We start from the raw sequence: 13659 nt of genomic DNA, 5'->3' as shown, positions 1-13659 counted from the left end.
CCGCCGCGGATGACAGCGAGCGCCTGTTCAGCGATCCGCTGGCGGATCAGGCGGCGGGGCTCGCGGCCCTTGCCGTCGGCATACCGGTGGTGTTCCTGGTGGTGCGCTGGTGCGGCCGGCGCCCGGCGGGGACGGTCAGCTCGGTGCGCGGCCGGATGCGCTGGGGGTGGCTGGGCCGGTGCGCGGCCGTGGCGTTTCCCTTGCTGGCCCTGCAACTGGGGCTGCTGGTGGCATGGGAATGGGTCGCGGGCGGCGGCGGAGAGGACGGGTTCTCGTTCCCGGGCTGGCCTGCGTTCCTGCTCGCAGTCGCCGCCTTCGGCGTCCTGGTGCCGTTCCAGGCGGCGGCCGAGGAGTTCGTCTTCCGGGGGTGGGTGACCCAGTTCTGCGGCGGCTTCCTGCGCTCACCGTGGCCCGGCGTCGTCGCCGGTGCGCTGCTCTTCGCCCTGGCCCACGGGGTGGGTCAGGTCTCCGGGTTCGTGCTTCTCGTCTACTCGGCGCTGTGGTGGGGCTGGCTGGTGATCCGTACGGGCGGGCTGGAGGCCGTGATCGCAATCCACACGGCCAACAACCTGCTCACCTTCTGGCTGGCCGCGGCCGCCGGACAGCTCTCCGACACCTCGACCGCGGCCGACGCGCCCTGGCAGGCTCTCGTCCTGGAAGCCGTCTTCGCACCGGCCTACTGTCTGATCGTCGCCCGCCTGGCGATCCGGCACAAGATCGAGGACCGGTCCTCCCCCGCGGGCGACAAGGCCGGGCCGCCGCCCGGCGTGGTGGTGCCCGGCCACGACCGGCCGTAGCCTTTCACGGTCGGCCGGGCGCGGGGCGAGGCCGGGGTCCGTCCGGACGGCGCGGTCAGGCGGCCCCGCACGAGGAGGGACGGGTGACCAGCCTCCGGTGCTTGCCGACGAGGACCACGTCCCAGTACTGGTCCGCGTATCCGATGCCGACCGCCACCGTCTCCCGGTTCATCAGTCCCTTGTAGAAGTCGTTGCCGGGGTCCGGGTCGGTGGCCATGTCCGCGAAGTAGCCGTCGTGGTTGTAGCCGTGGAACAGGTACTCGAGGATGTGGGAGGAGAAGACGTTCGCGTCGTTCAGGCGGCTGCGCAGGTCCCGTCCGTCGCTTCCGGTCGGGGTGAGCCGCCCCGACCGGGCCATGTCGCGGGCGTGGCGGCGGGCCACGTCGGAGACGGGCTCCGAGACCAGCAGCGACGCGAGCCCCCGGTGCGCGCGTTCCTTGTTCACCTCGCACACGATCCGGTCCACGTTCGGGTAGTAGGCGCGCGGCGCGGCCCTGGGCACGGCACGGCCCCCGGCCACGGGGCCGTCCTGCGGCCGGGAAGGCGCCGCGTGCACGGTCGTGGTCCCGGCGAGCAGGACGGCGGACAGGGCCGCGGCCAGGAGGGACGCGGGGACGGCGGCGCGTCGCGCGCCGTGCTTGCAGCTCGATGCGGTCATGCCCGGCACAACGTGCGCCCCGGCGCAGGGTTTCGCTCCGATCCGGAAAGACGCCTCTGCATCACCCCGGACGCAGGGAAGCCGGACCCACTCCTGGCAGTCCTGACGTCAGCTCGTCCCTACGCCTACCCTGCGGAGAGAGCGTGTTCTCGGGGGAGGGAGCGGCCGCGGGTGGACGACGGGTTGGCCATGCGGATCCGGCTGTTCCGTGAGGGCGGTCACGTCCCGGGTGACGTGGTGGAGTTCGTCGTGGCGGAGCTGCGGCTCCTCGCCGGTGCGGGTCTGAGCGTCACCGAGGACTCCGCCGGCATGCTGACGAGCCACCTGATGATGGCTCTGACCCGCTCGGTGCGGGGTGAGCCAATGCATCAGGACCCGATGGACGCGCAGGTAGCCACCGAACTGGCCAATCGCCCAGGGGCCTTGGCCGCCGCCCGTTCCCTGGCGGCCCGGGCTCACGCGGCACTGGGTTGCCGGTTGCCGGAGTCCGAGATCGGTTTCCTGGGCATGCATCTTGCCGTCCTGTCGCACCGCGCGCCCCCGGCTGCTCCACGATCCGGACCGGACGGGAGGGAAGGTGAGGTCTGCCCATGACGAGGATCCTCACAGGCGGGCTCGGCAAGTCCGAGGTCGCGCACGCCGTCCGTGAACTCCGCCTGCCCGGCGTCGAAGTGGCTCTCTCCAGCGACATGGACGCCGCCGTGCGGCTCGCCGGCAGGCAGGCCGACTACTACCTCGGCACCTGCCACACCGGGGCGGGGGCGTCCTTGGGCGTCCTGGTCGGCCTGCTGGGGAGCGCCGCCTGCCACACGTTCGGCCGTTCCGTTCCGTCGGCAGACGAGGTGGCTCCCCTGCTGGCGAACGGCGTGAAGGTCTTCGGCTTCGCCGTCGACCGCATCGACGCCATGGTTCCGGTCGTCGTACGCGCCATCGCGGGAGCCCGCTAGCCGCCGGCCGCTCCGGGAGGTGTCCGTCCGGTGCCAGCCGTCACCGCCTTCTCCGTCACCGCCTTCTCCGGCACAGCCGCCGCAGCCACCACAGTCACCGCAGCCGCTTCGCCCGTGAGCTTCACCCTCGGCCAGCAGCTGACGGTCATCGCCGTGTGCGCCCTGACGGCCTGCGTCGCTCAGCGCGCGGTGGCCGTCTTCAACGACGGCGTCCGTCCGTTCCTGCTCGACTTCGTCCGCGGCCGGTCGGCGCGCGGGGCCGTCGCGACCGTGTCGTTCGGCCTCTCGGCGGGCTTCGTCTTCGGCCTGGGCGCCCCGCTGGCCCTGGCGACCGGTGTGCTCAACCCGTGGCTGCTCTTCCTGCCGACCGACGTGCTCGGCCTGCTCTCACCGAGACGGTGGCTCGCCGCCCTGGCCGGCGCTGCCTGGGGCGCGGTGGTGGTCTTCGGCCTCGCCGGTGCCGACTCTCTTGCGCACCGGCTGCCGGTGGACTTCATCAGCGCCATGCGGCACATGGCGACGCCGGTCCTCTACCTCTTCACCCTGTTCCCCGTCCTGGCCGTCACCCGTCAGTTCGGCAGGCTCAGCGGTGCCGTGTGCGGTGCGGCCGAGCTGGCGCTGGTCGTGATGTCCCTGAAGCTGTGGCCGGACGTCTTCCCCGGCTCGGTCGCCCTGGCCGCGGGCGTGCTGCTCCTCACCGGCCTCGCGCTCCACCGCGACCTCGCGCACCGCCGCCGGGCCGGGCGAGCGGATGAGGTGACCGGGCAGGAGCGGCGCGCCGGTGCCGAAGACGCCGCCGCGCCCGTGCCCGACCTGTTCCGTGCCGGCGCCGGCCGGCTGCGGGCGCACCTGCCCTCGTTCATGCTGCTGGGCGCCGGGATGTGCCTGCTGGCCCGGACCCATGTCTTCGGCGGGGGCGAGGCCGGCGTCTTCCTGGTCGCCAAGGGTGATTACGGGGCCGCGGCCCAGGCCGACTTCTACCGGGCCCTCGGTTTCATCCCCCTGATCGCCATGACCGCCCTGGCCTCCGGTGCGTACGGCATCGCGGGCTTCACGCTCGTCTATCCCGTCGGATACCTCGTGCCCGGCCCCTGGCCGGCGGCAGCCGCCGGCGCCGCGCTGCTCGCCGCCGAGGTCACGGCGCTGTCCTGGGCCGGGCGGGCGCTCGGCGGCCTGCCCTCGGTCCGCGACTCCTCCGAGCACCTGCGGAGCGCCATCACCAAGACCCTGCACCTGGCGCTCCTCTTCGGCTGCCTGACCGCGGCGCAGGCCATGGCCGGCGGGCTGGGCATCCTGCTCGTCGGCGGGCTCTACCTGGTCAACGAGGCAATGGGGCATCCCGTGCCGAAGACGGCCGCGGCACCGGCGGCCGTGCTCTCGGCGGGGATCGTCCTGAACCTCCTCTTCTGGCTGCACCTGTTCACGCCGGCCGCACGATGAGCCCGCGCGCGGACGGCCTCCCGGCGGCGAACAGCTCTCCGTGCGCCGTGCGGACCGTCTCCGGCCTGCTGCCCGTCTCCGGCGTCCGGGGCCCGGTCCTGCCCCACGAGCACCTCGCTCTCGACCTGCGGCGCCGGGGCGGCGAGGGCGCCGTCCTCGACGGCCGGCACACCGGCCTGATCGCCGCGGAGCTCACCGGCCTGCGCGAGCGGTTCGGGCTCGCGCTGGTCGTCGACCAGACCTGCCGCGGCATGGGACGCGACCCCGGAGCCCTGCGCCGCGTCTCCGCCGCCGCGGGTATCGCCGTGGTGGCGTCCACCGGCTGGTACTACGGGCCGTTCCTTCCGTCCCGGGTGGGCCGTGCCCATGTCGACGGCCTCGTCGGCACGCTGGTCCGGGAGATCGAGGAAGGCATCGGCCCGGCGCGGATCCTGCCGGGACTCATCGGGGAGACCGGCAGCAGCGGCGACCGCCCCTGCGCGCCGGAACGCAAGGCGCTGGCTGCCGCTGCCCGGGCGGCCGTCCGTACCGGGCTGTCCGTCGCCACGCACGCCCGGCTCGGGCGCGGCGGTCCGGCGCAGCTGGCCCTCCTGACGGCCGAGGGGCTAGCCCCCGAGCGGATCGCGATCGGGCACCAGGACCTGCTCGACGCCCCGGCCGTCCACCGCCTGCTCGCCCGCGAGGGGGCGTACGTCGCCTTCGACACCGTCGGCAAGACCGCGTACCGGAGCGACACGGCGCGCCTGCGGCTCCTGCTCGCCCTTCTCGACGCCGGGTACGCCGACCGCGTCCTGCTCTCCTGCGACGTCTCCCGCCACGCCTACCTGACCGGCCTCGGCGGAACGGGGTACGGGCACCTGTTCCGCACGTTCCTCCCGCGCGTACGGGCAGCGGGAGTCGGTGACGACCTCGTGGACCTCATGACCCGCCGCAACCCGCTCCGCTTCCTGACCGGCGCCGTCCGGGACGCCCCGGCAGGTCCGGCGTCCGGATGACAGCCCGGCCGTCAACGGCCGGCCGCCACCGGCGCGCCCGTGCGGGCATGCCCACCGGGATCCGCGAGATCGCCGTGATCGCCAGGGGCTACGGGGCGGCCGCGGGCTCGCGCGCTCAGCCCGGCAGCGGCTCCGCCGCGCCCCGGAGCAGGTCCGTCGCCACCGTCTCCACCAGCCGTGCCGCCTCGCCGAGCGACGCGCGGACCGGATCGCTGAGGCCGCGGACGACGTCGGGCTCGTCGCCGCGCATGCGCACCAGCGGCTCGCAGCCGACGAGGACGACGCGCGGGAAGGCCGCGCCTTCCCAGCCGGCCAGCTCGCGCGCGGTGGCCAGGACCTTCACCGGGTCCATGCCGTGCGCCTCGGGGGCGGCCGGGGCGAAGTCCGGGCCGGTGCCGTCGACGTCCAGGACGTACAGGGTGCCCGGGGTGCCGCCGCGCGGTGCGGCGTCGACCAGGACGGCGGCGGCGTAGCCGTCCAGCAGCCGGTAGACGAGGTCCATGCCGCGGATGCCGAAGTCGGCGGCGTCCACGCCGTCCGGCAGCGGGCGGGCGCGCAGGGCGTTGATCACTTCCGGGCCGAAGCCGTCGTCGGCGAGGAAGATGTTGCCGATGCCGGCGACGAGGACGCGCCGGGGGGCCGGAGCCGGGGCCGTCACGGTTGCTGTCCGCGGGTATCGCGGACCGGCCGGCCGCGCAGCCGCGAGAGCCGGTCCAGGCGTTCGTCCGTACCGGGCGCGGGCCGCTTGCGGACGAACGCCGAGCGCAGGGCGTGGTACGGGGCGTCCGGTGCGAAGAAGGCCGCGCGCATGTGCTGCAGTTCGCCGGCGCGGTACGCGGCGAGCGGCTTGGTCTGCTCGTCCCGTTCGCGGGCCGCCTTCTTCGCGGCGATGCGGGCCGCCATGTCGGTGTGGCGGGTGAGTTCGGCGGCCATGCCGGCGACGGTGCCGGCGAACTCGCCGGGCGAGGCGGTCACCAGGCGGTCGACGAGGCCCTGGGTGAGGGCGCGGGCGGCGCTGACCGGTGCGGCCTGGTCCATCAGGGCCGCGGCGTGTCCGGGGCCGACGCGGCGGGGCAGGGTGTAGGTCCAGTACTCGGAGCCGTACAGGCCCATGAGGCGGTAGTGCGGGTTGAGGACCGCGCCGTCCCGGCACCACACCTCGTCGGCGGCGAGCGCCAGCATGGCTCCTCCGGCGGCGGCGTTGCCGGCGAGGGCCGCGACGACGATCCGGTCGGTGGTGGTGAGCACGGCCTCGACCAGGTCGTCCATGGCGTTGATGTTGGCCCAGGACTCGGCGGCGGGGTCGGCCGCGGCTTCGATGACGTTGAGGTGGATGCCGTGGGAGAAGACGTCGCGTTCGCCGCCGAGCACCAGCAGGGAGGTCGGGCGGCGGCAGGCCTGGCGGTAGGCGTTCAGCAGGCGGCGGCAGTGGCTGGTGCTCATCGCGCCGCCGGGGAAGCGGAAGCGGAGGAAGCCCACCGGGCCGAGTTCCTCGTAGCGGATGTCGCTCCAGGTGTGCCGTCCGGGCGGCGGCTGCAGGGGCGCCGGGATCTCGCGGACGGCCGGCAGGCGATCGCCGAGGGCCAGGACGGCGGGCAGTTTGATGCCGGGCGGGAGGGTGTCGGTGCGGCAGCGGCGCAGCTCGGGGATCCACACGGCTCCGTCCGCGGTCGCGCGGCAGACGGCACCGGCGCGGGTGGCCAGCACCTTGCCCGGTCTGCCGCGCAGCCGGTGTTCGGCGTGGCCGCCGTGCAGGAACCACTCGGCGCCGAGGAGCTCGTCCCGTACGCCCGGCTGCGAGTCGGCGGCCCGCAGTGTGCGCAGCACGGACTCCGTGGGCTGTCTCTGCCAGTCGATGCGGCGCTCCTCCTGCCGCAGGTAGGGGCGGGCCCGTACGGGCAGGCCGTCCTGGGGACGGGGCAGCCGGCGGCAGGAGGCGTAGCGCTCGACCGCGAGGAGGACGGCGCGTACGGCGGCGTCGGCGGCTTCGCCCCGGTACAGGTCGCTCTTGGACACGCCGTCGGGCACGGTGAAGCCGGCGTCCGCCCAGACGGGCCCGGCGTCCATCTCCTCCTCGGCCTGGAGGACCGTCACTCCCCAGTGCTTCTCGCCGTCCTGGAGGGCGTGGTCGAGGGAGGAGGGGCCGCGGTCGCCGGGCGGGCCGGGGTGGACGATCAGGCAGGTGTGCCGGGACCAGACGTCCCGCGGGATCGCCGTGCGCAGCATCGGTGCGACGACGAGGTCGGCGGGGTGGCGGTCGACCGCCGCGCGCAGGGAGTCCTCGCCGTCCACGACGGCGACGGCCGGGGTGTGGCCGCGGTCGCCGAGTTCGGCGAAGACCCGCTGGGTGAGGCTGTTGAAGGCGCTGGCGACGAGCAGAATGCGCACGGGGACCGTTCTCCTCTGCGTGGGGTACGAGCTGCGGGGCGGCCCTTCGCCCGCCGTATCTGATTGATCGTCACCGAGCGGCGGCGCCGGACGGCCGCGCACGGCCGTGCGGGTGTGCGGGATTGCGCCGCGCAGGCGAATGCGTGCGGCCGCTTGGACCGTTGCGGCCCTGCCGGACGGCCTCTGCGCGGGTGGGGAGCTCACTGTGGACGGGGAGCTCACTGTGAAGGCATACGTGTTCCCCCGGGGCACGTCGCGGCCACGGAAAGACGACGGGAGCACGGAGGCGGATGCACGAGCTGTCCATCGCCACGGCGATCGTCGAGCGGGCGGAGGAGACCGCCCGGCTGCACGGCGGCGGGCGGGTCGCCGTGGTGCGGGTGACGGTGGGCGAGCTGGCGGGGGTCGTGCCCGACGCGCTGCGCTTCTCCTTCGAGGTGGCGAGGGAGGGCACCTTGCTGGAGGCGGCCCGGCTGGTGGTGGAGGAGGTCGCGGCGCGGGCCCGCTGCGCGCCGTGCGGCGCGGACTTCGCGCCGGGGACGCCTCCGCTGCTGTGGTGTCCGCGCTGCGACGCGCTGTCGCGGGAGCTGCTGGCGGGCCGGGAGCTGGAAGTCACGGCCGTCGAACTGGAGGAGGCGAGCGGGTGATGTGCCGCGTGGTGGATGTGCGACAGGCGGTTCTGGCGAAGAACGACGCCCTGGCCGGCGCCTTGCGCGAGGAGCTCGCCGGCCGGGGGACGGTGGTGGTGAACCTGCTGTCGAGCCCGGGGAGCGGCAAGACCGCCCTGCTGGAGCAGGTGCTGGCGCGCACGCGGGCGCGGGGTGTGGCGGCGGCCGCGCTGACGGCGGACCTCGCCACGGAGAACGACGCGGTCCGGCTGGCGCGCTCGGGCGTCCCCGTCAAGCAGGTCCTGACCGGCGGGCTGTGCCACCTGGAGGCGGCGCAGCTGCGCGCCCACCTGGAGGGGTGGCTGCCGGAAGGCACGCGGGTGCTGTACGTGGAGAACGTCGGCAACCTCGTCTGCCCGGCCTCCTACGACCTGGGTGAGACGCTGCGGATCACGCTGATGTCGGTGACGGAGGGCGAGGACAAGCCGCTGAAGTACCCCACGGCCTTCGGTCTCGCGCATCTGGTGGTGCTCACCAAGACCGACCTCGTCCAGGCCGTGGGCTTCGACCGGGCGACGTTCGCACGGAACGTCGCGGCCGTCAATCCGGGGGTGGAGATCGCGCAGACGTCGGCCAGGGCGGGGGAAGGCGTCGCGTCACTGGTGGACCGGGTGCTGGCGGTCGTGGAAAAGGGGGCGGTCGTCCACCGGCCGGCGATGGCGGCGGCCGGTCACGCGCACTCCCACGAGCCGGAGGACGGCGGCGGGATCCGGCCGCCCCTCGGCGATCCGGTGGTCCCCCGGCCGTGACGACGGCCCGTGAGTCCTCTCCGGTGCGGCGCCGCCTCGTCGTGCGCGGCACCGTGCAGGGCGTCGGCTTCCGTCCGTTCGTGCACGGCCTGGCCCGCGAACTCGGCCTCTCCGGCTACGTCGTCAACGACACCGGCGGCGTCGTCACCGAGGTGGAGGGCGCGCCGGAGCCGGTGCGGGCCTTCTGCGAACGGCTGACCGCCGCGCCTCCCCCGCTGGCCGTGGTCGCCTCCGTCTCCCAGCAGAACGTGCCCGCGGTGGGCGGCGAGGGCTTTGCGATCCTGCCGTCCGGGACGGGATCCGGCCGCACTCACGTGCCGCCCGACGCGGCCCTGTGCGCCGGCTGCCTGACGGAGCTCACCGACCCGGGCGACCGCCGCCACCGGCACCCCTTCATCTCCTGTACGCACTGCGGGCCGCGGTTCACCGTCGTCACCGGCCTCCCCTACGACCGGGCCCGCACCACGATGGCCGCCTTCGCACTGTGCGAGCGGTGCGCCGGGGAGTACGCGGACCCCGCCGACCGCCGCTTCCACGCGCAGCCGGTGTGCTGCCCGGAGTGCGGGCCGCGGCTGCGGCTGGAGCACGGATCCGCCGTGCGCTACGGCGCGGACGCGATGGCGCAGGCGCGGGCGCTGCTGGCACAGGGCGCGGTGCTGGCCGTCAAGGGCGTCGGCGGCTACCACCTGGCCTGCGACGCGGGTGACGAGGACGCGGTCGGCCGGCTGCGGGCGGCCAAGGAACGCGGCGGCAAGCCCTTCGCCGTCATGGCCGCCGACCTGGCGGCCGCCCGCGCCCTCGCCCCGCTCGGCGAGGCCGAGGAACGGCTGCTGACCGGGCCGCGCGCACCGGTCGTGCTGCTGCGGCGCACCGGCCCGCCCTCCGCGCCGCTCGCGCCTTCCGTGTGTCCCGGCAGCCCGGCCGTCGGGGTGATGCTGCCTTACAGTCCCGTGCACCGGCTGCTGTTCGGGCTGCCGGACGACCCTCCGGGCCCGCGCGTGCTGGTGATGACCAGCGGCAACCGGTCCGGCGAGCCGATCGTGACCGGTGACGGGGAGGCCGCCGAACGGCTGCGCGCCCTGGCCGACGCGCGGCTGGGGCACGACCGGCCGATCCACGTGCCGTGCGACGACTCGGTGGTACGGGTGCGCCCCGACGGGAGCGTCCTGCCGCTGCGCCGTTCGCGCGGCTACGTCCCCGACCCGGTCGGCCTGCCGTTCGAGGTGCCGCCCGCGCTGGCCGTGGGCGGCGACGTGAAGAACGCCTTCTGCCTGGGCAGCGGCCGTTCGGCCTGGATGTCCCAGCACATCGGCGACCTGGACGGCCTCGCCGGGATCGCGGCGCTCGGCCGGGCCGTCGAGCACCTCACCGCGCTCACGGGCGTCCGCCCCGGGCTGCTGGCCGCCGACCGCCATCCGCGCTATCGGTCGGCGGCCTGGGCGCGCGAGCACGCCGGGGGCCGTCCGCTGCGGCTGGTGCAGCACCACCACGCGCACATCGCCTCCGCCATGGCCGACGCGGGCCTGGACGGCACCGCGCCCGTCATCGGCGTCGCCTTCGACGGCACCGGCTACGGGGACGACGGCGCGGTGTGGGGCGGCGAGGTCATGCTCGCGGACTACACCGGCTACCGGCGCGCGGCCCATCTCGCGTACGTGCCGCTGCCGGGCGGCGACGCGGCCGTCCGCAACCCCTGCCGGATGGCGCTGGCCCATCTGCGGAGCGCCGGGATCCGGTGGGACGCCGCCCTCCCGCCGGTGGCGGCCTGCACAGAGGACGAACTGCGGGTGCTGGGCCGGCAGCTGGAGCGCGGGGTGGCGTGCGTGCCGACGTCCAGCATGGGCCGGCTCTTCGATGCCGTCTCCTCGCTCACCGGTGTGTGCCACCGGGCCGGGTACGAGGCGCAGGCGGCCGTGGAGCTGGAGGCGCACGCGGCCCGGGGCGCGGCCGGCTGCGACCGCCCGTACGCCTTCGGCCTGCGGGAGGGACAGACTGCGGACGGCGGCGGGCCGTACGCCTTCGGCCTGCGGGAGGGACAGGCTGCGGACGGCAGCGGACCGTACGCCTTCGGCCTGCGGGACGGGCAAGCCCAAGGTGGCGGCGGGCCGTGCCTGATCGATCCCGCGCCGGTGCTGCGGGCGGTCGTCGCGGACGTGCGCGCCGGTACGCCTGCGGAGGTGATCGCCGCCCGCTTCCATCTCGCCGTCGCCGGCGCCGTCGCGGCGGTGTGCGCGGCCGTCCGCCGCCGGTCCGGCGTGGCAACGGTGGCGCTGACCGGCGGGGTGTTCGCGAACGCCGTACTGGAGGAGGCGTGCGCCCGGCGGCTGGCCGACGGCGGTTTCACGGTGGTGCGGCACCGGCTCGTGCCGTGCGGTGACGGAGGGCTGGCGCTGGGCCAGCTGCTCGTGGCCGCGCGGGCCGGCGGGCGGAAAGGAGAGGACCGTGTGTCTGGCGGTGCCCGGCAAAGTCGTCGGGGTTGAGGAGCGGGACGGCACCCGCATGGCCAAGGTGGACTTCGGCGGCGTCGTCAAGGACGTGTGCCTGGCCTATCTGCCGGAGATCGAGGTCGGCGACTACGCCATCGTGCACGTCGGCTTCGCCCTGCAACGTCTGGACGAGGAGGCGGCCTTGGCGACGCTGGAGCTGTTCGCCCGCATGGGCGCGCTGGAGGAGGAGTTCGGCGACGCGTGGGGCCTCGCGGCCGCCGAGGCGGGAGAGCCGGAGGTGCCGCGGTGAAGTACCTGGAGGAGTTCCGCGACCCCGCCCTGGCCCGGCGGCTGCTGGACGAGATCCACGCGACCGTCACCCGGCCCTGGGCGCTGATGGAGGTGTGCGGCGGCCAGACCCACTCGATCATCCGGCACGGCATCGACCAGCTGCTGCCCGGCGAGGTGGAGCTGATCCACGGACCGGGCTGCCCGGTGTGCGTCACCCCGCTGGAGGTGATCGACAAGGCGCTCGCCATCGCCTCCCGCCCGGACGTGGTCTTCTGCTCCTTCGGGGACATGCTGCGCGTGCCGGGCACCGGCCGGGACCTGTTCCGCGTCAAGAGCGCCGGCGGCGACGTGCGGGTGGTGTACTCGCCGCTGGACGCACTGGAGATCGCACGCCGCACGCCGGAGAAGCAGGTGGTGTTCTTCGGCATCGGCTTCGAGACGACCGCGCCCGCCAACGCCATGGCCGTCCACCAGGCGCGCAGGCTGGGCGTGCGCAACTTCAGCCTGCTCGTCTCGCACGTGCGCGTGCCGCCCGCGATCGAGGCGGTCATGAGCTCGCCGCGCTGCCGTGTGCAGGGGTTCCTGGCCGCCGGGCACGTGTGCAGCGTGATGGGCGTGGCCGAGTACCCGGCGCTGGCCGAGCGGTTCAAGGTGCCCGTCGTCGTCACGGGCTTCGAGCCGCTCGACATCCTCGAAGGCGTCCGCCGCACGGTGCGCCAGCTCGAACGCGGCGAGCACAGGGTGGAGAACGCCTACCCGCGCGCCGTGCGGGACGAGGGCAACACGGCCGCCCTGCGCATGCTCGCCGAGGTCTTCGAGGTCACCGACCGCGCCTGGCGCGGCATCGGCACCATCCCGGACAGCGGCTGGCGACTGGCCGGCGCCTACCGCGACTTCGACGCCGAGCACCGCTTCGCCGTGACGGACGTACGGACGCAGGAGCCCGCGGCGTGCCGCAGCGGCGAGGTTTTGCAGGGCCTGCTCAAGCCCTACGAGTGCGAGGCCTTCGGCACGGCCTGCACCCCGCGCACGCCCCTGGGGGCGACGATGGTCTCCAGCGAGGGAGCGTGCGCGGCCTACTACCTCTACCGCCGGCTGGGCCCCGGCCCGGCGGCGGCGACCGGCAAGGAGGCGACCTCCGTTGGCTGACGGCACCGTGGAGACGAGCGGTACGGAGACGGTTCCCGGCGGGCTGCTGCCCGACCCGGCGGAGTGGAGCTGCCCCGTTCCGCTGCGGGACCCGCCCGTCGTCGTGCTGGGGCACGGCGGAGGCGGGGCCCTGTCGGCGGAGCTCATGAGCGAGGTGTTCGCCCCCGCCTACGGCAATCCCGTCCTGGCCGGGCTCGGCGACTCGGCGGTGCTGTCGCTGGGCGGGGCACGGCTGGCCTTCTCGACCGACTCCTACGTGGTGCGGCCGCTGTTCTTCCCCGGCGGCTGCATCGGTGACCTGGCCGTCAACGGCACCGTCAACGACCTGGCCATGAGCGGGGCGCAGGCTGCCTATCTCTCCTGTGCCTTCGTGCTGGAGGAGGGCACCGAGCTGGCGGTGGTCGAGCGCGTCGCGCGGGCGGTCGGCGCCGCCGCGGAGGCGGCGGGCGCCGTCGTCGCCACGGGGGACACCAAGGTCGTCGACGCCGGGCACGGGGACGGGATCTACGTCACCACCTCGGGCGTGGGGCTCGTGCCGGACGGGGTGGACATCCGCCCGCAGCGGGCCCGGCCGGGCGACGTGGTCCTCGTCAGCGGGCCCGTCGGGCTGCACGGGGTGGCCGTGCTCAGCGTGCGCGAGGGCCTGGAGTTCGGCGTCGACGTCGTCAGCGACACGGCGCCGCTGAACGGCCTCGTCGCCGCGATGCTCGCCGCCGCCCGGGACCTGCACGTGCTGCGCGACCCGACGAGGGGCGGCGTGGCGGCGGCCCTCAACGAGATCGCCACCGCCTCCGGCACGGGCGTCGTCCTCACCGAGGAGGCCGTACCGGTGCCGGAGGCGGTGGCGAACGCCTGCGGCTTCCTCGGCCTGGACCCGCTGTACGTGGCGAACGAGGGCCGGCTGGTCGCCTTCGTCCCCCCGGAGCACGCCGACGCGGTGCTCGCCGCGATGCGCGCGCATCCGCAGGGGGCCGGGGCCGCCGTCATCGGGGAGTGCGTGGCCGAGCACCCGGGCATGGTGGTGGCCCGGACCCGGCTCGGCGGCACCCGGGTGGTGGACCTGCCGGCCGGGGAGCAGTTGCCCCGGATCTGCTGAGGGGCGCGCGGGGGTTCCTGCACGGACCCGTGTCACACCCCGGCGCGCCACGCCG

General features: G+C 75.0%; 14 protein-coding genes. 11 read left to right on the top strand and 3 right to left on the bottom strand.

All coding sequences use genetic code 11. From position 1 onward, the window contains the following. A partial coding sequence (locus tag ACSNOH_RS14260) for a CPBP family intramembrane glutamic endopeptidase (RefSeq protein ID WP_436721671.1) occupies nucleotides 1-797 on the top strand: 797 nt, incomplete at its 5' end. A gap of 55 nt (nucleotides 798-852) precedes the next feature. Here ACSNOH_RS14260 and ACSNOH_RS14255 read toward each other — a convergent pair. Beyond that, nucleotides 853-1455 carry a CAP domain-containing protein gene (locus tag ACSNOH_RS14255; RefSeq protein WP_436721670.1) on the bottom strand — a complete coding sequence of 201 codons (603 nt, stop codon included), beginning with the start codon at nucleotides 1453-1455 and terminating at the stop codon, nucleotides 853-855. A 171-nt stretch (nucleotides 1456-1626) separates the two neighbouring features. Between ACSNOH_RS14255 and ACSNOH_RS14250 the strand changes: the two genes are divergently transcribed. The 4 genes from ACSNOH_RS14250 to ACSNOH_RS14235 are packed head-to-tail and all read left to right on the top strand — an operon-like array spanning nucleotide 1627 to nucleotide 4837. Further along, nucleotides 1627-2049: a PRD domain-containing protein gene (locus tag ACSNOH_RS14250; RefSeq protein ID WP_436721669.1), complete on the top strand. Its 423-nt coding sequence runs from the start codon at nucleotides 1627-1629 to the stop codon at nucleotides 2047-2049. Beyond that, nucleotides 2046-2402, top strand: a complete 357-nt coding sequence (locus ACSNOH_RS14245; protein WP_436721668.1) for a DUF2620 domain-containing protein — start codon at nucleotides 2046-2048, stop codon at nucleotides 2400-2402. Before ACSNOH_RS14250 ends, ACSNOH_RS14245 begins: the two co-directional genes overlap by 4 nt. A gap of 30 nt (nucleotides 2403-2432) precedes the next feature. Then, nucleotides 2433-3842: a YhfT family protein gene (locus tag ACSNOH_RS14240; protein ID WP_436721667.1), complete on the top strand. Its 1410-nt coding sequence runs from the start codon at nucleotides 2433-2435 to the stop codon at nucleotides 3840-3842. Beyond that, nucleotides 3839-4837, top strand: a complete 999-nt coding sequence (locus tag ACSNOH_RS14235) for a phosphotriesterase family protein (protein WP_436721666.1) — start codon at nucleotides 3839-3841, stop codon at nucleotides 4835-4837. Before ACSNOH_RS14240 ends, ACSNOH_RS14235 begins: the two co-directional genes overlap by 4 nt. A gap of 115 nt (nucleotides 4838-4952) precedes the next feature. Here ACSNOH_RS14235 and ACSNOH_RS14230 read toward each other — a convergent pair whose 3' ends face one another. After that, the gene (locus ACSNOH_RS14230) at nucleotides 4953-5495 is read right to left on the bottom strand and encodes a hydrogenase maturation protease (protein ID WP_436721665.1); all 543 of its coding nucleotides are present in this window, start codon (nucleotides 5493-5495) and stop codon (nucleotides 4953-4955) included. Beyond that, nucleotides 5492-7225, bottom strand: coding sequence for a hydrogenase maturation protein (locus ACSNOH_RS14225; RefSeq protein ID WP_436721664.1), 1734 nt, complete (start codon nucleotides 7223-7225; stop codon nucleotides 5492-5494). The genes ACSNOH_RS14230 and ACSNOH_RS14225 overlap by 4 nt, the downstream gene beginning before the upstream one ends. A 290-nt stretch (nucleotides 7226-7515) precedes the next feature. Between ACSNOH_RS14225 and hypA the strand changes: the two genes are divergently transcribed. The 6 genes from hypA to hypE are packed head-to-tail and all read left to right on the top strand — an operon-like array spanning nucleotide 7516 to nucleotide 13604. Next, the gene (gene hypA, locus ACSNOH_RS14220) at nucleotides 7516-7872 is read left to right on the top strand and encodes a hydrogenase maturation nickel metallochaperone HypA (RefSeq protein ID WP_436721663.1); all 357 of its coding nucleotides are present in this window, start codon (nucleotides 7516-7518) and stop codon (nucleotides 7870-7872) included. Beyond that, nucleotides 7872-8642 carry a hydrogenase nickel incorporation protein HypB gene (hypB, locus tag ACSNOH_RS14215; RefSeq protein ID WP_436721662.1) on the top strand — a complete coding sequence of 257 codons (771 nt, stop codon included), beginning with the start codon at nucleotides 7872-7874 and terminating at the stop codon, nucleotides 8640-8642. The genes hypA and hypB overlap by 1 nt, the downstream gene beginning before the upstream one ends. Beyond that, complete coding sequence (gene hypF / locus ACSNOH_RS14210) at nucleotides 8639-11122, top strand: carbamoyltransferase HypF (RefSeq protein WP_436721661.1); 2484 nt, start codon at nucleotides 8639-8641, stop codon at nucleotides 11120-11122. The genes hypB and hypF overlap by 4 nt, the downstream gene beginning before the upstream one ends. Next, entirely contained in the window at nucleotides 11085-11378 is a 294-nt protein-coding gene (locus ACSNOH_RS14205; protein ID WP_311608293.1) for a HypC/HybG/HupF family hydrogenase formation chaperone, read from the top strand. The genes hypF and ACSNOH_RS14205 overlap by 38 nt, the downstream gene beginning before the upstream one ends. Beyond that, entirely contained in the window at nucleotides 11375-12508 is a 1134-nt protein-coding gene (hypD, locus tag ACSNOH_RS14200; protein WP_436721660.1) for a hydrogenase formation protein HypD, read from the top strand. The genes ACSNOH_RS14205 and hypD overlap by 4 nt, the downstream gene beginning before the upstream one ends. Further along, nucleotides 12501-13604 (top strand): hydrogenase expression/formation protein HypE, encoded by a 1104-nt coding sequence (hypE, locus tag ACSNOH_RS14195; protein ID WP_436721659.1) that lies wholly within the window; start codon nucleotides 12501-12503, stop codon nucleotides 13602-13604. Before hypD ends, hypE begins: the two co-directional genes overlap by 8 nt. Nucleotides 13605-13659: the final 55 nt, after the last annotated feature.

Origin of the sequence: Streptomyces sp. URMC 127, from assembly GCF_051386535.1 — a bacterium.
In the GTDB taxonomy this organism is placed as follows: Bacteria; Actinomycetota; Actinomycetes; order Streptomycetales; family Streptomycetaceae; genus Streptomyces.
Note: the sequence above shows the minus strand (reverse complement) of the source record. Positions and strands in the feature narration are given on the sequence as shown.